The following is a 24,201-nucleotide window of genomic DNA, read 5'->3' as shown; positions in this document are numbered from 1 at the left end:
GCCTCACATCCGGAAGATGCCGAAGCCGCCTCGCGCGCCTTCGACGGGGGCGGTGTGGAGGGCGGACAGGCACAGGCCAAGGACGGTTCGGGTGTCGCGGGGGTCGATGACGCCGTCGTCGTAGAGCCGCCCGGACAGGAACATCGGCAGCGACTCGGACTCGATCTGCTGCTCCACCATGGCGCGCAGGGCGGCGTCCGCCTCGGCTGCCTTGTCGTCGTATCGCTGCCCCTTGGCGGCGGCCGAGGCGCGCGCGACGATCGACAGCACGCCCGCGAGCTGCTGCGGGCCCATGACGGCGGACTTGGCGCTGGGCCAGGCGAAGAGGAAGCGCGGGTCGTAGGCGCGGCCGCACATGCCGTAGTGCCCGGCGCCGTAGGAGGCCCCCATCAGGACGGAGAGGTGCGGGACGCGGGAGTTGGACACCGCGTTGATCATCATCGCGCCGTGCTTGATGATGCCGCCCTGCTCGTACTCCTTGCCGACCATGTAGCCGGTGGTGTTGTGCAGGAAGAGGAGGGGGATGTCGCGCTGGTTGGCCAGCTGGATGAACTGGGCGGCCTTCTGGGACTCGGCGCTGAACAGGACGCCCTGCGCGTTGGCGAGGATGCCGACGGGGTAGCCGTGGAGTTCGGCCCAGCCGGTCGCCAGGCTCGGCCCGTAGAGCGGCTTGAACTCGTCGAAGTCCGAGCCGTCCACGATCCGGGCGATGACCTCGCGGGGGTCGAAGGGTGCCTTGAGGTCGCCGGGGACGATGCCCAGCAGTTCGTCCTCGTCGTGTTCGGGTGGCGCGGCGGCCGGCGGATCGGCCTGTGCCTTGCGCCAGTTGAGGCGGGCGACCACCCGGCGCGCCTGTCGCAGCGCGTCCGGCTCGTCGATGGCGAAGTAGTCCGCGAGCCCGGAGGTGCGGGCGTGCATCTCGGCGCCGCCCAGCGACTCGTCGTCGCTCTCCTCGCCGGTCGCCATCTTCACCAGCGGCGGCCCGCCGAGGAAGACCTTGGCCCGCTCCTTGACCATGATGACGTGGTCGGACATGCCGGGGACGTACGCGCCGCCGGCCGTGGAGTTGCCGAAGACGACGGCGACGGTCGGGATGCCGGCGGCGGACAGCCGGGTGAGGTCCTTGAAGAGCGCCCCGCCCGGGATGAAGATCTCCTTCTGGCTGGGCAGGTCCGCGCCGCCCGACTCGACCAGCGAGACCACCGGCAGCCGGTTGGCGTGGGCGATCTCGTTCGCGCGCAGCGCCTTCTTGAGCGTCCAGGGGTTGGAGGCGCCGCCGCGTACGGTCGGGTCGTTGGCGGTGATCAGGCACTCCACGCCCTCGATGACGCCGATGCCGGTGACCAGCGACGCGCCCACGGCATAGTCGCTGCCCCAGGCCGCGAGCGGCGACAGTTCCAGGAAGGGCGTGTCGGGGTCGAGAAGCAGCTCGATCCGCTCGCGGGCGAGCAGTTTGCCGCGCGCCCGGTGCCGGTCGCGGTACTTCTGCCCGCCGCCGTCGACCGCCTTGGCGTGCTCGGCGTCGAGCTCTGTCAGCTTGGCGAGCATCGCCGCACGGTTCTCCGCGTACTCCGGGCTCGCGGTGTCCAGCCCGGTTCCGAGCACGGTCAAAGCAGCACCTCCGGTATGTCCATGTGCCGTGAGCGCAGCCACTCCCCCACGGCCTTGGCCTGCGGGTCGAAGCGGGCCTGCGCCGCGACGCCCTCGCCGAGCAGTCCCTCGACGACGAAGTTCAGCGCCCGCAGCCGTGGCAGTACGTGCCGCTCGACGGGCAAGTCCCTTGTCTCGGGCAGCAGTTGACGGAATTTCTCGACGGTCAGCGCGTGGGCGAGCCACCGCCAGCCCTCGTCCGTACGCGCCCAGACGCCGACGTTGGCCGCGCCGCCCTTGTCGCCGCTGCGGGCCCCGGCGACCAGGCCGAGGGGGGCGCGGCGGGTGGCGCCCCCGGGTGGGAGCGGTGCGGGCAGCGGCGGTTCGGGCGCGGGCGCCGGTTCGCGGGTGGTGCCGGGCGGCGGGATCTCCACCCGGCGGCCGTCCGCCAGTACGGCGGTGTGCGGGACGTCCCCGGCCGGTACGTACGCCGCCTCGAAGACCCCGTACGGGGAACCCTTGCCGGGCGGCGCGGTGACATGGAAGCCGGGGTAGCTGGCCAGCGCCAGCTCGACCGCGGCGCCGCTGACGACCCGGCCGACCGCCTCCTGGCCGGCGTCCCGTACCACCAGCCGGAGCAGCGCACTGGCCTCCTCCTCGGTTGCGGCGTCCGGGTGGTCGGTGCGGGCGAGCTGCCAGCGCACCTCGGCCGGGCGGCGTCCGGAGGCCGCGAACGCCGCCTCCATCTGCGTGCGGACGAGGTCGGCCTTGAGGTCCACGTCCAGGCCGGTCAGCACGAAGGTGACCTCGTTGCGCCAGCCGCCGAGCCGGGTCAGGCCGACCTTGACGGTGGGCGGCGGCGGCTCGCCGCGCACCCCCTCGATACGGACCCGGTCCGGGCCGTCCGGGGCGAGCCGTACGGTGTCCAGCCGCGCGGTCACATCGGGTCCCGGGTACCGCGCGCCGGTGGTCTCGTACAGGAGCTGGGCGGTGACCGTGCCGGTGGTGACCGCGCCGCCGGTGTCCGGATGCTTGGTGATGACCGAGGAGCCGTCGTCGGCGATCTCGGCCAGCGGGAAGCCGGGGCGGCGTAGGTCGTGCGCGCCGAAGAAGGAGTAGTTGCCGCCGGTGGCCTGGGCGCCGCACTCCAGCACATGCCCGGCGATCACCGCCCCGGCCAGCCGGTCCCAGTCGTCGGGCCGCCAGCCGAAGTGTGCCGCCGCGGCGCCGCTGACCAGCGCGGCATCCGTCACCCTGCCGGTCACCACCACCTCGGCCCCGGCCCGCAGACAGGCGGCGATCCCGCCGCCGCCGAGATAGGCGTTGGCGGTCAGCACGCCCTCGCCCCAGCCCCCGCGCGCCAACAGGTCGTCGCCCTCCACATGCGCGACTCGCACGGGGACCCCGACCCGCGCCGCCAACTCCCTTATGTCGTCGGCCAGTCCGGCCGGATGGAGGCCGCCCGCGTTGGTGACGATCCGCACCCCGCGCTCGGCGGCCAGCCCGAGGCCGTCCTCCAGCTGCCGCAGAAAGGTCCTGGCGTAGCCCCGCGCGGGGTCCTTCAGCCGGTCCCTGCCGAGGATCAGCATGGTCAGTTCGGCGAGATAGTCGCCGGTCAGTACGTCGAGGGGGCCGCCGGTGAGCATCTCGCGGAGGGCGTCGAAGCGGTCGCCGTAGAAGCCGGAGGCGTTGCCGATACGGAGGACATCGGGACGGGTGCCGATGCCACCGGGGCTCGCGCCTATGTGGCCACCGTCGGTCATCCGCGGCCACCGCCGCTCGCCGCGTCCGGTCCCCGCCCCTTCCCGGGCGGCCCGGCGAACGCCTGGGCGATCCCCAGCCACCGCTCCGCGTCCGCCCCCTCGGCGCGCAGCGACGGCACATCGTCGCGGTGCACCCGCTGGGTCACCAGCAGGCAGAAGTCCAGCGCGTCACCGGTCACCCGCTGCGCGGCCTCCGCGGGCCCGTACGCCCAGACGGCGCCGTCCGGAGCCCGCAACTCCACCCTGAACTCCTCATCGGGCGGGGCGTGTTGGTGAAGCACGAAGGAGAAGTTCCGGGTCCGCACGCCGATATGGACGACATGCCGCAGCCGGGCGGTGGGAGCGCGCGTCACGCCCAGCGCGTCGGCGACGTCCTGGCCGTGCGCCCAGGTCTCCATCAGCCGCGCGGTCGCCATCGACATGACGCTCATCGGCGGCCCGTACCACGGCAGCTTCTCGCCGGCCGGGCGCGCCAGGAGCGCCCGCAGCAACGCCTCGCGACCCGTGCGCCAGTCCGCCAGCAGCTCGGCGGGCGGCGTATCGGCGGCGTCCGCCACGCCCTCGTCGACGAAGGTGAGCGGCGAGGCGAGGGCCTTCCGCACGGCCTCCCGGAAGGCGTCCGGGTCGGTGGCGGCGAGCAGCGCCTGCCGGTCGGTCCAGGCCAGGTGGGCGATCTGATGGGCGACGGTCCATCCCTCGGCGGGGGTGGCGGTCGCCCACCGCCCCGCCGGGAGCCCGGCGACCAGGGCGTCCAGCTCGTCACTCTCGTCCCTGAGATCCGCCAGTACGGCGCCGGGATCGGACACGCGACACTCCCCTCAACGGCCCGACTGCCGTGCGTCCAGGGCCCTTTGACATACGACGACGACCGGCGGCGAGGCGCCGCGGCCGTACCGGTGCGATGTGGTGCGGGTGCGGTGTGGTGCGCTCCGAGCGTGGCAGCACCGACAGAAACAATCAAGCACGCCTGCATGATTTTCCGTCCGGGGCGACCGCCAAGCCGGTGAACCTCCCCCGCATCCGGGCGCGACAACTCCCGCCAAGCCGGTGAAATTGACGCCCCGGAAGATGGTCAACAGGGCGCACGTGACACCTATCAGGACAAGGCTTCCCCTCCCGAGGTTGCCCTTTCCAAGGCTTCCCCCACCCAAGGCTTCTCCCTCCCCCGACTAGGACGGCCGATCAGCGATGCGCGCCACCGCACTGACCCTCGCCACAGCAACCGTCGCCCTGCTCGCCTGCGGCACGGCCGTGGCCGCGAGCGCGGCACCGCAGGACGGCCCCTGGACCCGGACCGTCTCCGTCGAAGGCAAGCTCGACCGGCTGACCGCCTGGTGCCCCGACGGGTACCGCGTGACCAGCGGCGGCTTCCACGCCCCCGGCTACGAGATGGAGCAGACCATCACCACCTCCCGGCCCACCAGCGACGGCACCGGCTGGGTGGTCAGCGCCAGCGCGGTCAACCCCGACCTGCTCAAACAGCTGGACTCCCTCCAGGGGAAGCAGGACGCGGTGGACAACGCCACGACCGACGCGAGCCGTGAGGCCGCCCGTAGGGACCTTGAGGACGCACAGAAGGTCGCATACGACATGCCGCAGCGCGCGGCGATCAAAGGCACGGCGTACGCGGTCTGCACGGACGCCTCCTGAGCGCTTCGTGACGCCGTGGGCGATCCCCCCTGCATGCCCCCTCCGGCGTGGTAAATCGGGTGATGGGTATCGAATGACGCGTATCGGCCTATGCGTTAGCGACTTACGCGTATCAACCGACGCACGGCGCCTCCTGCGCCTCACTCAGGCGTAGCGCCCGTGCGTATCGCACCGACCGCGTACCGACGTATGGCGCATCGGCCGGCGCGTATCGCCCCGCGCGACTCGACGTCTGGAGGAGCCTTGTCCATGCCGTTCGCCGTTCCGTCCCGTCCCGCTCCGCCCCGCCCGCTACCGCTCCGTCCCGTACCCGGTCCGCGCGGTCTGCCGTGGATCGGGAACCTCCCCGCGTTCGGCAAGGACCCGCTGGCGTTCCTGGTCCGGCTCCGGGACGACTTCGGCGACGCGGTGACCTGGTCGCTGGGCCCGATGCGCAGTCTGTTCCTCTCGCACCCGCAGCACATCACCGAGATGCTGACGACCCGGGAGCAGGCCTTCGACGTCCTGGACATCCTCTGGGCGTTCCGGCAGGTGACCGGGCAGAGCGTGCTGCTCAGCCAGGGGGCCGAGTGGCGCCGCAAGCGCGGGCTGGTGCAGCCGACCGTCCGGCCACGCCAGGTGCGCGCGTACGCACCGGCCATGGTGGAGAGCGCGCAGGTGACCGCCGAGCGCTGGCGGGAGGGCCGGCAGATCGATGTGCACGAGGAGATGGCGCTGATCACCCAGCGCATCGTGCTCCGCACCCTGTTCGGCAACGATCTCGGCGATCAGACGCGGGCGCTGGGCCGGGCGATGAGCGTCGCCGAACAGGTCGTCAGCGACGAACTGCGGGGCATCGGCCTGTTCCTGCCCGGCTGGGTGCGCACCCCGGGGCGGCGTCGGCTGCTCGCCGCGGTCGCCACCATCGACGCCGAGGTGCACCGGCTGATCCGCGCCCGCCAGGCGGGGCAGGTGCGGGCTGCCGGACAGCTTGGGCGGGGCGGGCTGGATGGGCTGAGCAGGCTGGACGGGCAGGTGGCGGGCGCGGCCTCCGCCGGGCGGCCGGGCACCGGCCCCTGCCCCGGCTCGGACTCCGACCCCTGCCCCGGCGCGGACTCCGGCGACCGGGACGATCTGCTGGGCCGGCTTCTCGCCGCCCGGGACGCCGACGGCCGGCCGCTGTCGGCCAAGGAGGTCCGCGACGAGGCGGTGACGCTCTGGGCGGCCGGCCACGAGACCACGTCCACCGCTCTGACCTGGGCCTGGTACCTGCTCGGAGGGTCGCCGAAGGCGCGCGCCCAGATGGACGACGAGCTGGAGCGGGTGCTCGGCGGGCGGCCGCCCACCTTCGACGACTACGACCGGCTGCCCTGGACCCAGCAGATCGTCAAGGAGACGCTGCGGCTGTACCCGCCGGCCTGGACCATCGCCGCCGCCGCGCGCGAGGGCGCCACCCTGGGCGGCAGCCGTATCCCGGCCGGGACGATGGTGTGGTGCAGCCAGTGGTCCACGCACCGGGACCCCCGCTGGTTTCCGGACCCCGCGGCCTTCCGCCCCGAGCGCTGGGACGCGGACGCCCCGGACGTCGTACCCGAGCACGCCTGGTTCCCGTTCGGCGGCGGCCAACGCACCTGCCTCGGCGCCCGCTTCGCCCAGGTCGAGGCGGTACTGCTGCTGGCCACGCTGGCCCAGCGCTTCCACCTGGACATCGCCCCGGGCACGGTGACGCCGAAGGCGAGCCTGCTGCTCCAGCCGGCGACGCGACTGCGGGCCACGTTGCGGCGGGCGGACTGAGTCCCACCCAGCTGTGGGCAGTCGTGCCGCTGGGCGGCACGGGTGGGCACAGCGGCACCCCCATGGCGGGGAGAAAGGAGGGCAAGCGACACGGGGCGCCGGCGCGCCGTGCCCCGTACCTCGGCTACGCGCTCCGCGCCCCCCGTACCGCGCCCACGCTCGCGACCACGACGAGCCCGATCGCCAGGACCTCGGCCCAGCCCAGCGTCTGGTGCAGGACCAGGAACCCGGCGGTGGCCGCGGCGGCCGGTTCGAGGCTCATCATGACCGCGAAGCCGGATGCCGGGAGCTTGCGCAGGGCGAGCAGTTCCAGGGTGTAGGGCAGTACGGACGACATCATGGCGACGGCCGCGCCCAGGCCCAGCGTCACCGGGTCCAGCAGCGCGGTGCCCGCGCTGACGATGCCCAGCGGCAGGCTCAGCACGGCCGCGACCGTCATCGCCAGCGCGAGCCCGTCCGCCTGCGGGAAGCGCTGTCCCGTACGGGCCGAGAGCAGGATGTACGCGGCCCACAGCCCGCCGGCCGCCAGCGCGAACCCGGCACCGAGCAGATTCAGGCCGTCGAAGCCCTCCCGCCCCAGCAGCACCACACCGCCGAGCGCCAGCGCCGCCCACAGCAGACTCAGCATCCGCCGCGAGGTGGCCACCGAGAGGATCAGCGGCCCGAGGAACTCCAGCGTCACCGCCGCGCCCAGCGGAATCCGGTCGATCGCCTCGTAGAAGAGGGAGTTCATGCCGGCCAGCGCGACACCGAACGCCAGGACCGTGGCCCAGTCGCCGCGCGTGTAACCGCGCAGCTTGGGACGGCAGATGAGCAGCAGCACCAGCGAGGCGACGACCAGCCGGAGGGTGACGACGCCCAGCGCACCGGCCCGCGGGAAGAGCAGCACCGCCACGGAGGCGCCGAACTGCAGCGAGACGATGCCGCCGATCACCAGCGCCACCGACCCGAGCCGCCCCCGGGCACCCGCCGCCCCGGCGGCCCCGGCCCGCGCCTCCGCCGTCATCACCTCGGGCGAGGGCGGCACGGGCTGCGGTATCGCCCCGTCGGCGGCCGTACCGGCGGCCGTACCGGCGGCGGGTGCGGCTGCGGCGGAAGCAACCGGGCGGGAGGAACCGGCAGAGGGGGAGGGGGAGACAGGGGCGGAGGGGGAGGCGAGGGGGGAGGCCGGGTCGGAAGTGGCCGCAAAGGAGCCGTCGGGGCTGGCTGGCGAAGGGTTCACGCACCCCACGCTAAGGCCCGCCTTCCGGTCCGTGAAATGCCTTTCCGCCTGTTGTTATGCTCCGCACGCATGAGCATCGAGCTGCGTCATTTCCGCTGCTTTCTCGCCATCGCCGACACGCTCAGCATCACCCGCGCCGCCGAGCGCCTGCATCTGACCCAGCCGGCCGTCTCCCGCACCCTGCGCCAGCTGGAGCAGGAACTGGGCCTGCGCCTCGTCGACCGCTCCACCCACCACCTGGCGCTCACCCCGGACGGCATCACCTTCCGCGACCAGGCGACGATCGCCGTCACCGCCTTCGACCAGGCGCTCCGGCACGCCCACCGCACCGTCCGGCCACTGCGCCTGGGCCACGCCTGGTCGGCCGCCGGCACCTACACCCCCGCCCTGCTCCGTCGCTGGCACCGGTCCCACCCGGACACCCCGCTCGAACTCCTCCGCATCGACGACCGCACAGCGGGCCTGGCCCGCGGCGATGTGGACGCCGCCCTGCTGCGCGGCGAGGTCCGGGCCCCCGGCCTCCTCACCGAGCGGCTGACCACCGAACCCCGGGTGGTGGGCCTGCCCGCCGACGACCCGCTCGCCCACCGCCCCGCCCTCTCCCTCGCCGACCTCGCGCAGCGCACCATCGCCCTCAACACCGTCTCCGGGATCACCGGCCTCGACCTCTGGCCCGCCGCGGCCCGCCCCACCTCGACGATCACCATCGGCAACACCGACGACTGGATCGCCGCCATCACCGGCGGCCGCGCGGTGGGCGTCACCACCTCCGCCACCGCCCAGATGCACCCCCATCCCGCGATGGCCTACATCCCCCTGACCGACGCCCCGCCCGTCCCGGTGGTCATCACCTGGCGCGACGGCCCGGGCCATCCGCGCATCCCGGACCTGATCGCGCTGGCCCGGGAGGTCATCGGCGGGCGCGGCGTGCGGCCGTGAAGCACCATTTCGACCTCGATTTCGGACATGCCTCTTCCCTCGCATTCGGGCCGGTACGCAGAGAGTGTCGCGTAACGCCGCTGGCCGGAATCTGCCGCACTCCGCCACCGTCCGACACCCCGGCCCCCTTCCCGAACAGCCCCACCACGGAACGCGGCATTCCCGCCCGGCATTCCCACCGGAAACGTTGCGGCGAATTACAGACAACACCATGACGACGCTTTCCACGCACTTGCCAAGGGCATGGCGAATGCGGGAATCCAAAAGGTTGAATTACCGACTTCCTACCGACTTCCACAGCGTGGCATTGACCCGAATCCGCCTACCTTTACCTCCTCGACTCGCTCTACGTTCTTCCCGGCAAGCCAATGGGGCAAGCGCCCCCGGCAGTTGCCCCGTCCACTCCCCGAAAAGCGACCCGCCGGGTCACAGAGAAGGAAGAGGCAGAGAACGTGGCGATATTCAAGAGAGCCGCCGTCGCACTGTCCGCCGCCACCCTGCTCGGCGGTGGACTGCTGGCCTCCGGCACCCCCGCGACCGCCGCCGACGCGGCGCCCTCGGCGGACGTCTGGTACACGTTCCAGAACTTCGACACCGACCGGAACCTCGACGCCACCGGAAACAACTCCGTGCTGTCGTGGACGGCGGACAGGTCCGGCACGCAGGACTTCTACCTGCGGACCGGCCGCCTCGCGGGCTACCAGATCGCAAGCAAGTTCTACCCCGGTAAGTGCGCCACGGCAAAGGGAATCGGAAAGGAGGTGAAGCTGGAGAACTGTAACAGCGACGTCCAGGCACAGTATTGGAATTTCACCATCTCGGAGGACGGCTCCGCCTTCCGGAGCCGTAAGTTCCCGCGCGGCTGCATCGAGGACAACGGCAATCGCTCCGCGGTGTCGCTGCGGACGTGCACCGGTGCCGACAGCCAGACGTGGATGACGCTCACCAAATAGCCTCACCACAGCGGAATTACCCGCTCCCCCCAGCTTCTGATGAGCCCGGCAGAAATGCCGGGCTCATCGCTCTGTACGACCACGGGTGTGACACCGAAACGGCTTGCCCCTCCCGTAACGGGAGGCCCTACGGTCCCGGTTCATGAAGATCGTTGTTCATGACACCGCGTCCGCCCTCCTCGACCTCCTGCGACGACCGTTGGAGGAGCGCCCCGACGCCCTGCGGGACATCCTCAGCCCCCTCCAGCACACAATGTCCGTGACGGGTGCGGGCAATATCGACATGGTCGAGATGCACCGGAACCTGGACAGCGGCTTCCGCCTCGACCGTGAGGACCCGCGCTACCTGCCGGCCCTGCACCAGATGCGGGATGCCGACGTATGGAACCGGATCGAGCACTCCCTCACCACCGCGTGGAACCGAATCAGCGGCGCGGTCCCCGGCATCAGACACGCCGAGACCGTGCATGTCGTGCTCGTGCTCGGCAACCCCGACGACGACCACCTGACGGTCCGCAGCGCCGGCTACTTCGGAATGGGCGGGATCCCTGGCGCGATCCACCTCACCATGTGGCCCACCGACACCAGCCTGGCGAAGATCGGGCACGCCGCCGCGCACGAGCTCCACCACAACGTGCGCTACGCGAACGTGGCGTGGAACCCGATGACCGTCACGGTGGGCGAACACGTCGTAGCCGAGGGACTGGCCGAGGCCTTCGTACGGGAGCTGGCCGGCGAGGCGGCCCTGGGCCCGTGGTCGAAGGCCCTGACCGGCGCCGCGCTGGACAGCGCCTACGAAAAGATCACCACGGACATCGACGTGGCCGGCATGCAGAACCTGACCGCGTATGTGCTCGGCGACGCCACCGCACAGCGCATGGGGCAACCGCCGGTGGGACTCCCGGACTTCGCCGGATACCCGGTCGGACTACGAATCGTCGACGCCCACCTGACGGCCTCCGGCCTGACCGCCGCCCAGAGCACCGCCCTGCCGGCACGCGAGATACTCACCAACGCGGGCGTGCCGACCGTCGCGTGACTGCGCCGCCCCTTCCCTCTGGAGAGCCCGGCTTGCTTGCGAAGACGCTTGAGTATGGCCGCCGGCTCCAGACCAGACTGGTCAAGACGGTCAGGCTCGATGGCCACCGCTCACGTACTCCTCGAAGGGGACCGACTCAGACACCGCGATCCGTTGGTACTCGACGAACGGCAAGACATCCCCTTCGAAGACCTCGCGATTAATCTGCCGGCCGTCCGCCTCATAGTTCATGAGAACGACTTCTTCGCGATCGAACATCCAGAAGTCTTGTGCCCCCTCAAGGGGATTGGGCCGATTGGTCACGTCGAGGATGCGGATGTCGTCCCCAGCCCTGACGTGCACCTCGTAGTAGCGGGCGAACTCGAATCGCAGATAGTCCGAGAGCGGCTGCGTGACGATGTGCACCCGTCCGTTGCGTTTCCCCTCGGCGTGCTGACGCGAGACGCGTTCTGTGTACGAGGCGGCTGTGTACGGGGACATGGGTTGTCCCTCACGGAAGGCCGCGAACTCTTCCGCCTCGTGTGGCATTAGGTACTGCGGCAGTACCTCAAGCCGCCATGCCTCTTGCTTGATGTCCGCGAACCGACGACGCCACTCGTCACCATCCAAGAGCACGTACAGCCTCCCTGAGCACTTCTTCCGGGATCTCCACCAGGGCCTCGCCGGACGGCGGCGTGAACGCTTCACACGTGCTTCCCTGGACGACGAGCGAACCGCTCGCAGTCCGGTAGATGTTCGGGCAGTCCTCATCACCGCAGGTGCCGTTGCCGTTGCCGGTGAGCCGGGTCAGTTCCTCGCGCGCCACGCTGAAACCCCCTGCGTATGCCCCTGGTTGGGCCTGTCGGCCATGACCATACGAGGTGCCGTTGGCGACGTCTGCGCAGGAACGCGGCTATGCGCGTTGTCGCATAAATCCAGGTGAGCAGCTACCTGAGGGATCCTGTGAAGATCGCGACAGCCACCGGCTTTGCGGACACGGATGACCGGCTGGCAATGGTTGAGGACTGGCGAACAAGGATGCACGCAATGTCAGAACGCGAAGAGAGATCATCGTCGGGCGGGGCGAGGGACCGCGGGGGCGATCCATCCTTCCGGAGCGTGCCGTGGTTGCCGGTGACGCGACCTCGTCCGGTCAGCTCAGCGGACACGCATACTCCAGTCGCACGCGATGCGGGCCGCAGGAAATGAGATTGAGCGAGAGAAACCGCCCACCGGTCACCCACCACCCACCGACCCGGTCCTCCCCCGCAGACAAGGCCCGAACGGTCTCGTCATACGAGGGCCCCACCGCGTACGACCCGACGAACACACACCTGTATTGCGCGATGCGCCCCGCATACCACTCGGCCCCTACCCTCGCCTCGTAAAACGTCGCCTCGATCCGAGAGGCCGGCTTCAGGAGCCAGTCCGCACACTCCAGGGGCATCACCTGGGCAGACCGGAACTCCGGGTGCCCCGGACGCCGATGAGCATCCCCGGGCCTCACGAGCACGTCACCGGGGCCAAGCCAGACGTACGCGTGGTGGTGCGGCCTCGCCACCTGTCTCCCGCTCCCCATCTCTCTCCCTGGTCAGCGCCATTCGAAGGGACGGCCCACGCCCCCGGGGACGGGGCCGCCCGCTTCACGGTCTACTGACGGCCACAGCCTTGGCCGTCGCCGCAACCACCGTTGGGACTGCCGCCCGAGTCGCCCTCCCCTTCGTCCCCGCCGCCGTGCTTGACCAGTTCGAAGCGGTGTCGCATGGTCATCACCTCAGGTGCTGTGTCCTGCACACGGTCGATCCGCGCGCAGTCGTGCACTTGCGAGGGCCCCCTTGCGGGCCCACCCGCTCCGGCCGTGTCCTGCCAGGGAATGCCGGCCGGGGCGGGAGTCTTCGTACGGCCTCAGCGGTTTGACCTATCGCCGTCCCGCCGGATCGCGTCGGCCAGCTCAACGGCGACCTCCGCGCGAACACGCCCCAGGTCCACCAACCGCAGCTCGGGCGACGCGGCGTCAGCCGCCAGCGATGGCAGGACGATCCCGACGGAGGACAGCGCGGTGCGCAGGGACTCGGCCGCCTCGACGGGGTCAGTCCACTGATGTTCGTTCACTGAGCTCATGAACAGAACGCTAGGGAGCGCAAGATGGCGATGGAGACAAATATTCGCCGATATTCTCGCGACTTGTTCGAGTATTCTCTGCCATTCTCATGTTGTGGGACCGGACCCCTGGATGAGCCGCGAAGCAGAACGCAATGCTGATCTCCACAGCCCTACGAAGGGGGTAGATCATGGCGCGACGACTGCGCTTCAACGGCACGGGCAGCGGGGACGACGGCTGCCCGTCGGTGCACGAAGACCTCGACAGTGGGGAGATCATCGTGCACGGCCCACAGCTCACCGACCCTGACGACATCGCACGACTTCAGCACTTGTCTCCGGGGGAGACGCCGATCGTGGTCCCGCGCGAACTGCTCGTCGACTTCGGCCCCGAGGAGGTCACCCGCGTGCCGAGGATCATCGACCTGGAAGCCTTCGGGCGGCTCTTCACCTCTTTCGAGCACACCGCCTGGCGGCTGGAGACGCGCGGTCGCTACGCGAGCGACGAATCCACCGACACCTACGCCCAGTTCACCAGGGGTGAGCCTGTGGTGTGGGACGGCGTGAGCGCAGACTGGTGTGCTCAGCGCCGGGAACAGTCCGCCCTCGGGAAGCGCTTCGAGCGGGTCCGAATCGTCGACAACCCGCCGACTACGGGCCAGCTCTACCTCCTCAACAACGCGAAGCGGAACAGCGCAGTGGGCGAGGACATCCGCAATCTGTGGCGCGCAGATGGTGAGCGACTGCACCTGCCGGCAGAGGACTTCTGGATCTTCGATTCGCGGCTCGTCGCACTGCTCAACTTCGACGACGCGGATAATTTGATCGACGTCGAGCTGATCACGGAGCCCGCGAGGGTGATCAGGTACGCGCAAGTGCGCGACGCGGCGTGGCATCACGCCGTTCCCTTCCAGCAATTTGCGGCACGCCTGACCGCAGAGGAGTAGCGAGCGTGATTCGGTGACCGACTTCCAGCAAGCGCGAGCCGCCCTCGGGGCTCGGCTCCGCGAACTCCGTACCTCGCGCCCTGGAGGTCGGCTCACCGGTACCCAATTGGCTGAACGCCTCGGCTGGACGCAGTCCAAGGTCAGCAAGTTGGAGCGGGGTCGCCAGACGGCCACCGTAGAAGACTTGCAGAGATGGGCTGAAGGAACTGATCAGCCAGAGGTATTTGGTGAACTCCGAGCACTGCTTCACGGAATAGAGTCGCACCACCGTTCTTGGAGGAGGCAGCTCGCCTCCGGCCACAGAGCAGTGCAAGAGAACCTGAACGTACAGCATGCACAATCCACAGTGTTTCACGCCTGGCAGAACGCGATGATAGTCGGAGTTCTCCAGACACCTGATTATGCGCGTCATATATTCAGTTGCTATGCGGACCTGCACCGGTCTCCGAAAGATATTGAGGACGCGGTGCGCGCAAGGATGCAACGCCAGCAAGGGATTTACGATCACCGCAGGAAGTATCACATCTTGATGTGGGAAGCAGCGCTGTATTCGTTGGTCTGCCCACCACCCGTTCTTGTTGGCCAACTGGACCGGCTCACAGGGGCCATCGGAATGGATACCGTCAAACTGGGCATCGTACCGCTCTCAGCGCCCGTCAAGATCCCACCTGCCAGCGGGTTCTTGATCCATGACGAGCGCCTTGCAGTCGTTGAGACGTGGCATGCGGAACTCTGGATCGAAGATGCCGACAGCGTCGCAACATATCTCCGCACATGGCAAACACTGCAGAAGTCCGCTGTTTACGGCGCCGACGCTCACCGCATTATCAACCGCGCCCGGCACTCCATCAGCCCCCGCTGAGACAAGGAAGTACATAATGGAGCCTGGATCCCACATCCGCCCATGGAAACAGCAGCTTGTCGCGGGATTCCGCCCGCTGCAAGACACTTGGACCGCTGAAGTTGAACGGAGTGCGGTCATCTACGCGTGGGAAGAAGCCCTCATTGCAGGAATGTTCCAGACGGCCGATTACTCACGCCACGTCATCTCCCGCTACGCGGAATTTCATAACTCCGCACGGGACACGGAGGAAGCCGTACAAGCCAGGCTGAAACGCCATGATCTGCTGCACCAGCCGGGGAGGAAGTTCCGGATCATCATGTGGGAGGCGGCGCTTCATGCTCGGATCTGCCCGCCGTCCGTACTCGCCGCCCAGCTCGACCATCTCGTCGGCGTTATTGGCCTGGAGACGGTCGAACTAGGGATTGTTCCCTTCAGGGCTCCGCTGAAGATCGCCACAGCCAACGGCTTTTGGGTCATGGATGACCGGCTGGCAATGGTTGAGGACTGGCACGCGGAGCTGCGGCTGGACGACGTGGACAGCATCGCCACGTACATGAAGGCATGGAACACCCTCCGGGAGTCCGCAGTGTTCGGCGACGAAGCGCTGAACGTGATCAACGCAGTACTACGGTCGATTCAGACATCGCCCGAACGCGTCGGCCCTTATCCCGCGCAGCAGGGCGGCGAGCGCGGCTGAGCTGGTGGCCGCGATCGCCTGACGGGGGTCGTCGCTCTCGCGTATGAGCACGCCGCCGCTTGCGCTCGCGGCCAAGTAAAGGCAATTGGAACCATCGGGGCTGAAGCTGGACTTCTGCCAGTCATACATAGAAACGCGTTTCCTCTCAGATGCTCTTCGCGATGCGACGGATGAAGTCCCGAGACTCGTCCGGCTTCAGTGCGTTCGCCTCCATGCGTTCCAGCACGGAACGGTACTTGCCGAGCTGAGCCTCTGCGTCCAGGAACTCGCAACCATGGTGGGTGTCCAGTTGGACAGTGTCGAGCTGGGGGGCGGGCCCGCACAGGTAGTCGAAGGACTGACCGTTCCCAGGGAATGTGCCACGGGTGAAGGGAATTACCCGGACCTGGATGTTCTCCTGCTCGCCGACCTCGATGAGGTGCTTCAGCTGGGCACGAGCAGTGCCCTCTCCGCCGTATCTCATATGCAGCGCCGCCTCGTGGAGAATCGCTGAGTAGCGAACTGGCCGTTCGCTGTGGAGCACGGCCTGCCTCTTGATGCGGTAGCTCAGCCGGTGCTCGATCTCGTAGGGCCGGAACGCCGGCACCGCTTCGCGAAGCAGCGCTCGCGCATGGTCGACAGTCTGGAGCAGCGCCGGAATGTGGATCGCGAGTGCCACTCGGAAGCCGTGAGCATGATGTTCGAGTTCCGCGATGTCGATGAGATCCGCTGGAAGGTAATCCCGGTACTCGTCCCACCATCCGCGGGTGCGCCCGCCCGTCATCCCCGCCAGCGCGTCCATCAACTTCTCGTCCGTGCAGGAGTATTCACGCGCGATGGCGCGCACCCGTTCTGCGCCGACGGCGTAGCGGCCAGCCTCGATCATGCTGACCCGAGCCTGTTGCACCCCGAGGCGCTTGCCCGCCTGGGTCGAGGAAAGCCCTGCACGTTCACGAAGCTTTCGCAGCTCAGCGCCGAGTCGGCGCTGCCTGAGGGTGGGAGCGCTGGCTGTTGTCATCGCTGCTTCCTGTCCGCGCGCACTGCGCATGGGGTCACTCACAGGAGTGGAACTGATATGAATCTCACAGAGTGATGGATATATCTATCACCGGCCGGGCTACGGTGTGAGTCAAGCCGCTCAACCACCCACCCCTACCAGCGGATGCGCACCGCGCGGGGACGGGGCGGAACTCGTACGCGCCTCTACGCACACATCAACTCCGCATCCCATGAGGAGAACTCGATGAGCCGTACCGTATCCCCGCAATCCCCCTCGCCCGAGCCGGCCTACGAGCGTTGGGCCTACTCCTTCCACCTCCCCCACAGCCCCCGGTCCGTCCGCGTGGCGCGCCTCGCGCTGCGTGCCGTGCTCGATGGGCACGGGATGACCGAACTGGCCGACACTGCAGTGCTTTTGACCAGCGAAATGGTGACCAACTCCTATCGCTACGCGCCCGACGGCCCCACCAGGGTGCGCGTACGAGGTCTCGCGGAGAGTCGGCTCCGGGTGAGCGTCTGGGACAGCAACCCCGTCATCCCCACCCCCTTCGACCAGCCACCCAGCTCATGTGCGCACGGGACGGTGGCTGCCCGGGCGGCAGAGGCAGCCACGGAGGAAACCCACGGGCGCGGGCTGCTTCTTGTCCAGCTCTGTGCGGACGACTGGGGCGGCTACGCGTACGGCCAGCACCCGTCCGGTACAGGCAGCACCGGCAAATTCCTCTGGTACGAGCTGGCCCACCGCTGTGGCCCCTATGGGATCGCTGCCTGAATCCTCAATCGCGTCCGTCCTCCCCAGTTCCTCCGCCGGCACCACCGCCGGATGCCGACTACTGGCGACGCAGGACACGAACGACGAACAACACGTAATCACCTATGCCTAGGAGATCGAAGAATGTGGGCGTGGATTGGTGCTGGTGAACGCCTTAGCAAGTGGCTGGGGCGCCGGCCGGGACGACACCGGAAGAACCGCGTGGGCCGAGTTGGCTGTATGCGACGCCTCGGCGCTGGAGCCGTCACCAGCACCACTCAGGCGGCGATGCCCCCGCAACGCATGGCCTACCGAGCAGAAGCCAAAGTTCAGTGTCCGGGCGGGTCTCCGATCGACCTCGGTGAGTGGGTGTCGTACTCGCCCGGCCGTGCCGTGGGCTGGATCCGGGAGCGGGCGGAACACGTGGCGCAGCAGTTAGGTGCCCCGTACGACGGAGCGGTGCGGGCGTGGCTGGACGAACGAGCCGAACACCAGTGGGCGGTGGACGGGCTTGCAGTCGGGATCCCCTTCGTTCTTAGGGCAGTTGACGCAGATGGATGCACGTACGCACTCGTTGCTCGCCCGGACCGCAGTGCGCGCACGGCGGCTCCCGCGCGGGTCCCGAGTGGGCAAGGGGCCGCATGACACGTGGGGCAGCGCCGGGCCTCACCACGCCCGGTTTCTGGTGCGAGCGGCTCGCCTATCGATCGATGCACGCGGATGTGCTGGCCAGCTGGTCGGCGTTCGGCACGCTCAGTCCCGTACGCGCGGTCCGGCTCATCGGTGCGGATGCGCGGAGGATGGCATCGGGCCTGGCCGAGTACGAGGAACAGCGCGTGCTCGGGTGGGTGGGCGCCGACGTGCAGGTGGGGGCCATGGCCGCACTCCGCCGGAACGAACCTTGTGGCCTGGCCCTCAACTGCTCCTGGGCCTGGGTGGAGTGGTCGGCGAGGCCGGTCCTTTTCCTCGCTCTTGTCAGCCGTACGCGAATGTCTTGCCCTCGCCGGGCCGGTCGAGCGGAAGGGTTCGGCTCATTCATAAGGCCGCGGGACGGTTCTCCGTAAGCGAAGCGGGATCGCCCCACGTGGCGGGGGTGGGTGGCGGGGTGGGTGGCGGGGGTGGGAGAGCGCCCCGACGGGCCCCCGCCCGGAATCACCCTTCGCCCTGCACGTCGGCCCGGAATCAGCGTTCGTCCCCCTCCCCCGGCTCCTCCCCCAACCCCTCCGCCAATACCTCCGCCAGGTGCCGGCCCCGGCGGCCTCCGAGTTGCTCCAGCTGCGTGCGGCAGGAGAAGCCGTCCGCGAGGACTTCGGTGTGGGGGGCGGCGTCGCGTACCGCTGGGAGGAGTTGGTCCTCGGCGCAGGACACGGATACGTCGTAGTGGCCGCGTTCGAAGCCGAAGTTGCCGGCCAGGCCGCAGCAGCCGCCGGTCAACTCGCCTGCCAGTCCGGCCCGTTCGCGCAGGCGGCGGTCGGCCGCGTCGCCCAGGACCGCGTGCTGGTGGCAGTGGGTCTGGCCGGTGACGGGGCGGTTGACGCGGGGCGGCTGCCAGTCGGGGGCGTGTTCCTCCAGGGTCTGGGCGAAGGTGCGTACGGAGGCGGCCAGCCGGGCGGCCCGTGGGTCGTCGGAGAGCAGCTCGGGCAGGTCGGTGCGGAGGGCCGCGGCGCAGCTCGGTTCGAGGACGACCAGGGGGCGGCCGTCGCGGAGCAGCGGGCTCAGGACCTCGACCGTACGGCGCATGACCTTGCGCGCCTGGTCCAGCTGGCCGGTGGAGACATAGGTCAGTCCGCAGCAGAGGGGCGGGCGGCGCAGCCGGGGCAGACGGGGCTGGGGGAAGGCGCCGCCAGCGGCGGGGCGCAGCGGTGCGGTGGGTGGCAGGAGGGGGCGCAGTCCGGCGGCTTCCAGGACCTGGACGGCGGACCGGCCGACGGACGGGGAGAGGTAGTTGGTGAAGGTGTCGGGCCAGAGGATGACGGGGCGCCCGTCCGCCGGACGTCCCTCCGCCGGGCGCCCGTCCGCCGGCCGGCCCGGCGCCCGCCTCCGCCACCACCAGCGGGTGAAGGGTTCCGTGGCCAGGCGGGGGATCGGACGCTCGGGTGCGATCCCGGCCAGCCGTTTGCCGGGCGCCGCCAGCGGGGTCCGCGCCAGGGCGTTGAGCAGCGGCGCGGCGGGGGCGGCGGCGTGCAGCCACTGGGGCAGCCGGCCCATGGAGTAGTGGGAGGCGGGCCGCACCCGGCCCGCGTAGTGGTGGTGCAGGAACTCCGCCTTGTAGGTGGCCATGTCGACGCCCACCGGGCAGTCGCTGCGGCAGCCCTTGCAGGAGAGGCAGAGGTCGAGGGCGTCGCGTACCTCGGGCGACCGCCAACCGTCCGTGACGACCTCGCCGGTCAGCATTTCGTGCAGCAGGCGTGCCCGTCCCCGGGTGGAGTGCTGTTCCTCGCCGGTGGCGCGGAAGGAGGGGCACATGACGTCCGAGGAGCCGGCACCCAACGACTCCGTCCGGCACTTGGCCACGCCCACGCACCTGCGCACCGCCGCCGAGAAGTCGCCGTCGTCGTGCGGGTAGCCGAATTCGACCGGGACCGGGCGCCTGGGGAGTCCGTCGAAGCGGAGGTTCTCATCGAGCTTCGCGGGGCGTACCAGCATTCCGGGGTTGAGGCCTGCGGCCGGGTCCCAGAGGTCCTTGAAGCGGCCGAAGAGGCCGACCAGCTCCGGGCCGTACATCCTCGGCAGCAGCTCGGCGCGGGCCTGGCCGTCGCCGTGTTCGCCGGAGAGGGAGCCGCCGTGCGAGACGACCAGCTCGGCCAGGTCGGTGGAGAATTCGCGGAAGCGGCGGATGCCGGGCGCGGTCATCAGGTCGAAGTCGATACGGATGTGGATGCAGCCGTCGCCGAAGTGGCCGTAGGGGGTGCCGCGCAGGTGGTGCTGGGCGAGCAGGGCTCGGAAGTCCCTCAGGTAGGGGCCGAGTTGGGCGGGGGGTACGGCGCAGTCCTCCCAGCCGGGCCAGGCTTCGGAGCCGTCCGGCATGCGCGTGGCGGTGCCGGAGGCGTCCTCGCGGATGCGCCAGAGGGCCCGCTGACCGGCCGGGTCGGTGACGATGGCGTGGTCGGTGGTGCCGTCGGCGGCCGCCCGGCAGAGCGCTTCGGCGCGGGCCGCCGCCTCGGCGCGGCTGGTGCCGCCCATCTCCACGAACAGCCAGGCGCCGCCCTTCGGCAGCCCGGCCGCGCCGCCCACCAGGTCGGCGGCCATGCCCTCGACGGTCATCGGGCGGTGCGGGAGGAGGGTGTGCGCGGCCTCGGCGGCCGCGCTCTCGTCGGGGTAGCCGAGGACCGCGAGGGTGCGGGCGGCCGGGGTCTCCACCAGGCGTACGGTCGCCTCGGTCAGAACGCCGAGGGTGCCTTCGCTGCCGGTGAGGGCGCGGGCGAGGTCGGTGCCCGCTTCGGGCAGCAGTGCGTCCAGTGCGTAGCCGGAGATACGGCGCGGGAGGTCGTGCGGATAGCCGGTGCGCAGGAGCGCCAGTTCCTGGTCCACCAGCGCTTTCACGCCGTCCCGCAGGCGCGGCGGCAGTCCGGTGGGGGCGCCGGTGGAGTCGGTGCCGCGGCCGGCCCGCACCTCTTCCCCGCCGTAGGTCAGCAGCTCCAGTTCGCGCACGCTGTCGGCGGTGGTGCCCCAGGCCACCGAGTGGGAGCCGCAGGAGTTGTTGCCGATCATGCCGCCGAGGGTGCAGCGGCTGTGGGTGGAGGGGTCGGGGCCGAAGGTCAGGCCGTGTGGCGCGGCCGCCGCCCGCAGGTCGTCGAGGATGACGCCGGGCTGGACGACGGCGGTACGGGCCGCGGGGTCCAGCGACACGATCCGCCGCATGTGCCGGGTGAAGTCCAGCACCACGCCGACGCCGGTCGCCTGCCCGGCGATGCTGGTCCCGGCGCCGCGCGCCACCACCGGCACCCCGTGCTCCCGGCACACCCGCAGTGCCGCCGCGACATCCGCCGCGTCGCGTGGCGCGACCACCGCCTCCGGCACCCGCCGGTAGTTGGACGCGTCCATCGTCATCAGTGCCCGGTCGGCCGCGGCGAACGAGACCTCCCCTCGCACCGCGGCCGCCAACTCCTGCTCCAGGTTGCGCTGCTCCGTCTCCGTACGATCAGCCATGTCCCCAGCCTGCCCACTGGGAGGCGGGATGGCGCTTCGGCATGCCCGTTACGAGGCGGGAGATACGGCGGATGCCACGGGGAGCGGCTCGCGGGCCGCCGCGGCGGCCTCGTAGGGGTGGAACCGGAACAGGTTCCGCGGGTCGCGGGCGGCCTTCAGTGCGGCCAGTCGGCGGTGCACCTCGGCGCCGTGGGCGCTGCGCGCCACCTCCGCCGCGTCCGCCCGGTCCCGGTGTTCGCCGAAGAGAAAGTTGACGCTGCGGCCGAGCCGCCAGGGTGCGACGGCGGCGAGGGCCTCGGTGTGCAGCGCCCGTACGGCCGTGAGGTCGGTGCCGTCCAGAGGGGAGAGCAGGCGGAGCGCGAAGCGTGCGTCGCGGTGGCCGACGGCGTCGGCCTTTCCTGCCGCAGCCAACGCGCCCCCGAGATGGTTGAGCTGAACCACGGTCATCACCGGCGCGGCCGGCCCGGTCAGCGCGGCCACCCGCCGCAGCGCCGCCGCGTCGAGCCCGCCGAGCATTGCGTTGTCCCCGCTGTAGGCGTGCGGATCGCTCGGGTCCCGGTGGATGGTGTGGGACTCCGCGTACGGCATCTCCCGCAGATCGTCGCCGACCCGCGGTCCGATCGCGCGCAGCGGCGCCACCAGCCGCTCGCCTTCCTCGGCGCTTCCCGTGTACGCGATCCGGATGTGCGCGAGGTAGCGGCCGCGCAGCGCTTCGGGCAGCTGCGGGATGTCGGGGTAGGCGATCAGCGCCAGGGAGGAGGTCAGTTCGTCGGGGACGGTCTCGGTCCAGCTCAGGTACGTCGCCAGCGCCTCGTCCACCAGGTCGCCGCCGAACACCAGCTGCCCGCCGTACAGCCGCGCCACCGGCAGCAGCGCGAACTCCATCGCGGTCACCACGCCGAGGCCGTGGCCGCCGCCGAGCAGCGCCCAGAACAGTTCGGGGTCGTTGTCGGCGGTGAGGTGCCGCTGCTCGGCGTCGGCGGTGACGAGATCGACGGACCGCACCTGGTCGGCGGCGAACCCGAACGTGCGGGCCAGCACGCCCACCCCGCCGCCGAGGGTGTAGGAGACGACGCCGACGCCCGGGGCCGAGCCGTTGAGCGGGGCGAGTCCGTGCCGGGCGGCCTCCTCGACCACCGGGCCCCAGACCGCGCCGGCCTCGACCCGCGCGGTGCGGGCCTTCGGGTCCACGTGGACGCCGGTCATCCGCCGCGTACTGATCAGCAGCCCGCCGTCGGTGGCGGCCGACAGCCCGTGGCCGGTGGCCTGGACGGCGATCGGGAGCCCGTGGTCGCGGGCGAAGCGGACGGCGGCGGCCACGTCGTCCGCGCCGGCCGCCCCCACGATGACGGCCGGCCGGTGCCGGTAGGCCGCCTGGAACCCGGACCGCTCGGCGTCGTAGCCGTCGTCCCCGGGGAGGAGGACGGGGCCCTGGACGCGGGGGGCGAGTTCGGTGCGGGCGGCGGCGTCGAGGGCCGGGGCGGGGTGGTGGGCGAGCGGGCGCCCGGCGGCGCTGCCGGTGACATTGACGGTGGCGGGGCGCTCGGTGACGGTGGCGGTGGCGTTGCCGGTCGTGGGGCGCTCGGTGACGTTGCCGATGGCGGGGCTCTGCGTAGCGGTGTTGATCTCCATGGCCCGCACTCTGCCGCCATAACCTGACACCCGCCGTCATATATAAATCCCGGAGGAACCCGCCCGTGCAACCGGAGAATCCGCCGTGAAATCCGACCGCCTGCTCGCCGTCCTGCTGCTGCTCCAGACCCGCGGCCGGGTCCCCGCGAGCGAGCTCGCCGAGCGGCTGGAGGTCTCCACCCGCACCGTCTACCGCGATATCGAGTCGCTGTCGGCGGCCGGTGTGCCGGTCTACGCGGAGCGCGGCCGGTACGGCGGGATCGCGCTACTGCCCGGCTTCCGTACGGATGTCACCGGCATGACCAGCGACGAGGCCCGCGCGCTGTTCATCCTGGCCGCGCAGGGCGCGCACACCGCCCTCGGTCTGGACGACGCGCTGGGCTCGGCGCTGCGCAAGGTGATGGCCGCGCTGCCCGCGCCGCACCGACCGGCCGCGGAACTCACCGGCCGCCGCATCCTGGTCGACCCGGACCGCTGGTTGAGCGGGCCGCGCCCCGCCGTCGACCTCGACGAGCTGCACACCGCCGTCTTCACCGATCTGCGGCTGCGCATCCGCTACCGGCACAGCGGCGAGACCCGGACGCGTACCTACACGGTCGACCCGTACGGGCTCGTCGCCAAGGCCGGGACCTGGTATCTCGTCGCGGACCGGCGCGGCGCACCGCAGTTGTTCCGCGCCGACCGGGTGGCGTCGGCCGCCGTCACCGACGCGCCGGTGCGCCGCCGCGCCGGCGTGGAGCTGGCCGACGTCTGGCAGGTGCTGCGGCGCGGGGTGGAGGAGCGTCCGGCGCCGGTACGGGTGACCGCCCGGATCCGCCGGGACCGGCTGGATCTGGCCGTACGCATCCTCGGCAACACGCTGACCGGCCCGCCACGAACGGGTGAGGCGGACGAACCGGCGGGTGACGCGGAGGGCGCCGCGGAGGAGGCGAAGAAGCCGGGCAAAGAAGGGGAAGCGAGCCGATCGGCGGACATTCCCGCCTCCGGCTGGGCCGTCCTCGACCTCGCCTACCCCGTTCTCAGCGCCGTGCGCCAACTGCTCCAGTTCGGCGACTCCGTTGAGGTGCTGGACCCGCCCGAGGCCCGCCAGGTGCTGGCCCGTGCCGCGGCCGCCATCGCGAACGTCTACGCCGCGGACACCCCGGACCCGCGCGGCGGCGTCTCACCGGGCGACTGACCCTCATCTCATCCGGTG

At 70.5% G+C, this 24,201-nt stretch carries 21 protein-coding genes; 10 read left to right on the top strand and 11 right to left on the bottom strand.

Going from position 1 to position 24,201, the window contains the following annotated elements; all coding sequences use genetic code 11:
- Nucleotides 1-3: 3 nt before the first annotated feature.
- Genes FCH28_RS17310 through FCH28_RS17300 form a run of 3 tightly spaced genes read right to left on the bottom strand, consistent with a single transcriptional unit; the run spans nucleotide 4 to nucleotide 4,159 of the window.
- A complete protein-coding gene (locus FCH28_RS17310; RefSeq protein ID WP_136740938.1) occupies nucleotides 4-1,611 on the bottom strand; it encodes an acyl-CoA carboxylase subunit beta in 1,608 nt (535 codons plus the stop codon).
- Nucleotides 1,608-3,353 carry an acyclic terpene utilization AtuA family protein gene (locus FCH28_RS17305; protein ID WP_136740937.1) on the bottom strand — a complete coding sequence of 582 codons (1,746 nt, stop codon included), beginning with the start codon at nucleotides 3,351-3,353 and terminating at the stop codon, nucleotides 1,608-1,610. The genes FCH28_RS17310 and FCH28_RS17305 overlap by 4 nt, the downstream gene beginning before the upstream one ends.
- Nucleotides 3,350-4,159, bottom strand: a complete 810-nt coding sequence (locus tag FCH28_RS17300) for a TIGR03084 family metal-binding protein (protein ID WP_136740936.1) — start codon at nucleotides 4,157-4,159, stop codon at nucleotides 3,350-3,352. The genes FCH28_RS17305 and FCH28_RS17300 overlap by 4 nt, the downstream gene beginning before the upstream one ends.
- A 382-nt stretch (nucleotides 4,160-4,541) precedes the next feature.
- Here FCH28_RS17300 and FCH28_RS17295 point away from each other — a divergent pair, with 382 nt between their 5' ends.
- Both FCH28_RS17295 and FCH28_RS17290 read left to right on the top strand, forming a co-directional pair.
- Nucleotides 4,542-5,003 (top strand): hypothetical protein, encoded by a 462-nt coding sequence (locus FCH28_RS17295; RefSeq protein ID WP_136740935.1) that lies wholly within the window; start codon nucleotides 4,542-4,544, stop codon nucleotides 5,001-5,003.
- A gap of 249 nt (nucleotides 5,004-5,252) precedes the next feature.
- Nucleotides 5,253-6,776: a cytochrome P450 gene (locus FCH28_RS17290; RefSeq protein ID WP_169314187.1), complete on the top strand. Its 1,524-nt coding sequence runs from the start codon at nucleotides 5,253-5,255 to the stop codon at nucleotides 6,774-6,776.
- A gap of 124 nt (nucleotides 6,777-6,900) precedes the next feature.
- Here FCH28_RS17290 and FCH28_RS17285 read toward each other — a convergent pair whose 3' ends face one another.
- Nucleotides 6,901-7,782 carry an EamA family transporter gene (locus FCH28_RS17285; protein ID WP_169314199.1) on the bottom strand — a complete coding sequence of 294 codons (882 nt, stop codon included), beginning with the start codon at nucleotides 7,780-7,782 and terminating at the stop codon, nucleotides 6,901-6,903.
- A gap of 285 nt (nucleotides 7,783-8,067) precedes the next feature.
- Here FCH28_RS17285 and FCH28_RS17275 point away from each other — a divergent pair, with 285 nt between their 5' ends.
- From FCH28_RS17275 to FCH28_RS17265, 3 genes are all read left to right on the top strand, one after another.
- Nucleotides 8,068-8,937, top strand: coding sequence for a LysR family transcriptional regulator (locus FCH28_RS17275; protein WP_136740933.1), 870 nt, complete (start codon nucleotides 8,068-8,070; stop codon nucleotides 8,935-8,937).
- A gap of 452 nt (nucleotides 8,938-9,389) precedes the next feature.
- Complete coding sequence (locus FCH28_RS17270) at nucleotides 9,390-9,890, top strand: RICIN domain-containing protein (RefSeq protein WP_169314186.1); 501 nt, start codon at nucleotides 9,390-9,392, stop codon at nucleotides 9,888-9,890.
- 142 nt (nucleotides 9,891-10,032) lie between these two features.
- Nucleotides 10,033-10,929, top strand: coding sequence for a DUF2268 domain-containing putative Zn-dependent protease (locus tag FCH28_RS17265; RefSeq protein WP_136740931.1), 897 nt, complete (start codon nucleotides 10,033-10,035; stop codon nucleotides 10,927-10,929).
- Nucleotides 10,930-11,019: 90 nt separating this feature from the next.
- Here the strand turns inward: FCH28_RS17265 and FCH28_RS17255 are convergent, their stop codons facing one another.
- From FCH28_RS17255 to FCH28_RS17240, 3 genes are all read right to left on the bottom strand, one after another.
- Nucleotides 11,020-11,544: a DUF6879 family protein gene (locus tag FCH28_RS17255; RefSeq protein WP_136740930.1), complete on the bottom strand. Its 525-nt coding sequence runs from the start codon at nucleotides 11,542-11,544 to the stop codon at nucleotides 11,020-11,022.
- Entirely contained in the window at nucleotides 11,528-11,734 is a 207-nt protein-coding gene (locus tag FCH28_RS17250) for a hypothetical protein (RefSeq protein ID WP_136740929.1), read from the bottom strand. Before FCH28_RS17250 ends, FCH28_RS17255 begins: the two co-directional genes overlap by 17 nt.
- A 1,079-nt stretch (nucleotides 11,735-12,813) precedes the next feature.
- Nucleotides 12,814-13,029, bottom strand: coding sequence for a hypothetical protein (locus FCH28_RS17240; protein ID WP_136740927.1), 216 nt, complete (start codon nucleotides 13,027-13,029; stop codon nucleotides 12,814-12,816).
- A 170-nt stretch (nucleotides 13,030-13,199) separates the two neighbouring features.
- Here FCH28_RS17240 and FCH28_RS17235 point away from each other — a divergent pair, with 170 nt between their 5' ends.
- From FCH28_RS17235 to FCH28_RS17225, 3 genes are read left to right on the top strand one after another with little or no spacing between them, the layout of a single operon-like run.
- A complete protein-coding gene (locus FCH28_RS17235; RefSeq protein WP_136740926.1) occupies nucleotides 13,200-13,955 on the top strand; it encodes a DUF6879 family protein in 756 nt (251 codons plus the stop codon).
- Between the two features lie 13 nt (nucleotides 13,956-13,968).
- Nucleotides 13,969-14,817: a helix-turn-helix domain-containing protein gene (locus tag FCH28_RS17230; protein WP_136740925.1), complete on the top strand. Its 849-nt coding sequence runs from the start codon at nucleotides 13,969-13,971 to the stop codon at nucleotides 14,815-14,817.
- A 16-nt stretch (nucleotides 14,818-14,833) separates the two neighbouring features.
- Nucleotides 14,834-15,496: a DUF5753 domain-containing protein gene (locus FCH28_RS17225; RefSeq protein ID WP_136740924.1), complete on the top strand. Its 663-nt coding sequence runs from the start codon at nucleotides 14,834-14,836 to the stop codon at nucleotides 15,494-15,496.
- On the opposite strand, the gene FCH28_RS17220 is transcribed toward FCH28_RS17225, so the two are convergent.
- Together FCH28_RS17220 and FCH28_RS17215 are read right to left on the bottom strand one after the other, a co-directional pair.
- Nucleotides 15,425-15,625 carry a DUF397 domain-containing protein gene (locus tag FCH28_RS17220; protein ID WP_136740923.1) on the bottom strand — a complete coding sequence of 67 codons (201 nt, stop codon included), beginning with the start codon at nucleotides 15,623-15,625 and terminating at the stop codon, nucleotides 15,425-15,427. The genes FCH28_RS17225 and FCH28_RS17220 overlap by 72 nt on opposite strands.
- 16 nt (nucleotides 15,626-15,641) lie before the next feature.
- The gene (locus FCH28_RS17215) at nucleotides 15,642-16,493 is read right to left on the bottom strand and encodes a helix-turn-helix domain-containing protein (protein ID WP_136740922.1); all 852 of its coding nucleotides are present in this window, start codon (nucleotides 16,491-16,493) and stop codon (nucleotides 15,642-15,644) included.
- A gap of 225 nt (nucleotides 16,494-16,718) precedes the next feature.
- Between FCH28_RS17215 and FCH28_RS17210 the strand changes: the two genes are divergently transcribed.
- Nucleotides 16,719-17,246: an ATP-binding protein gene (locus FCH28_RS17210; RefSeq protein ID WP_136740921.1), complete on the top strand. Its 528-nt coding sequence runs from the start codon at nucleotides 16,719-16,721 to the stop codon at nucleotides 17,244-17,246.
- A 1,161-nt stretch (nucleotides 17,247-18,407) separates the two neighbouring features.
- On the opposite strand, the gene FCH28_RS17195 is transcribed toward FCH28_RS17210, so the two are convergent.
- Together FCH28_RS17195 and FCH28_RS17190 are read right to left on the bottom strand one after the other, a co-directional pair.
- A complete protein-coding gene (locus FCH28_RS17195; RefSeq protein ID WP_136740920.1) occupies nucleotides 18,408-21,374 on the bottom strand; it encodes an FAD-binding and (Fe-S)-binding domain-containing protein in 2,967 nt (988 codons plus the stop codon).
- Nucleotides 21,375-21,422: 48 nt separating this feature from the next.
- The gene (locus FCH28_RS17190; RefSeq protein ID WP_187363853.1) at nucleotides 21,423-23,006 is read right to left on the bottom strand and encodes an FAD-binding oxidoreductase; all 1,584 of its coding nucleotides are present in this window, start codon (nucleotides 23,004-23,006) and stop codon (nucleotides 21,423-21,425) included.
- A gap of 85 nt (nucleotides 23,007-23,091) precedes the next feature.
- On the opposite strand from FCH28_RS17190, the gene FCH28_RS17185 reads away from it, so the two are divergent.
- A complete protein-coding gene (locus FCH28_RS17185; protein ID WP_136740919.1) occupies nucleotides 23,092-24,183 on the top strand; it encodes a helix-turn-helix transcriptional regulator in 1,092 nt (363 codons plus the stop codon).
- Nucleotides 24,184-24,201 lie beyond the last annotated feature (18 nt).

This window comes from Streptomyces piniterrae (assembly GCF_005048155.1).
GTDB classification, from domain to species: Bacteria; Actinomycetota; Actinomycetes; order Streptomycetales; family Streptomycetaceae; genus Streptomyces; species Streptomyces piniterrae.
Note: the sequence above shows the minus strand (reverse complement) of the source record. Positions and strands in the feature narration are given on the sequence as shown.

Coding starts and splice junctions, on each gene's coding strand:
- FCH28_RS17220 (WP_136740923.1), bottom strand. CDS start 15,625: ATGTATGACTGGCAGAAGTCCAGCTTCAGCCCCGATGGTTCCAATTGC.
- FCH28_RS17240 (WP_136740927.1), bottom strand. CDS start 13,029: ATGAGCTCAGTGAACGAACATCAGTGGACTGACCCCGTCGAGGCGGCC.
- FCH28_RS17265 (WP_136740931.1), top strand. CDS start 10,033: ATGAAGATCGTTGTTCATGACACCGCGTCCGCCCTCCTCGACCTCCTG.
- FCH28_RS17295 (WP_136740935.1), top strand. CDS start 4,542: ATGCGCGCCACCGCACTGACCCTCGCCACAGCAACCGTCGCCCTGCTC.
- FCH28_RS17195 (WP_136740920.1), bottom strand. CDS start 21,374: ATGGCTGATCGTACGGAGACGGAGCAGCGCAACCTGGAGCAGGAGTTG.
- FCH28_RS17275 (WP_136740933.1), top strand. CDS start 8,068: ATGAGCATCGAGCTGCGTCATTTCCGCTGCTTTCTCGCCATCGCCGAC.
- FCH28_RS17225 (WP_136740924.1), top strand. CDS start 14,834: ATGGAGCCTGGATCCCACATCCGCCCATGGAAACAGCAGCTTGTCGCG.
- FCH28_RS17210 (WP_136740921.1), top strand. CDS start 16,719: ATGAGCCGTACCGTATCCCCGCAATCCCCCTCGCCCGAGCCGGCCTAC.
- FCH28_RS17285 (WP_169314199.1), bottom strand. CDS start 7,782: ATGACGGCGGAGGCGCGGGCCGGGGCCGCCGGGGCGGCGGGTGCCCGG.
- FCH28_RS17235 (WP_136740926.1), top strand. CDS start 13,200: ATGGCGCGACGACTGCGCTTCAACGGCACGGGCAGCGGGGACGACGGC.
- FCH28_RS17190 (WP_187363853.1), bottom strand. CDS start 23,006: ATGGAGATCAACACCGCTACGCAGAGCCCCGCCATCGGCAACGTCACC.
- FCH28_RS17290 (WP_169314187.1), top strand. CDS start 5,253: ATGCCGTTCGCCGTTCCGTCCCGTCCCGCTCCGCCCCGCCCGCTACCG.
- FCH28_RS17215 (WP_136740922.1), bottom strand. CDS start 16,493: ATGACAACAGCCAGCGCTCCCACCCTCAGGCAGCGCCGACTCGGCGCT.
- FCH28_RS17305 (WP_136740937.1), bottom strand. CDS start 3,353: ATGACCGACGGTGGCCACATAGGCGCGAGCCCCGGTGGCATCGGCACC.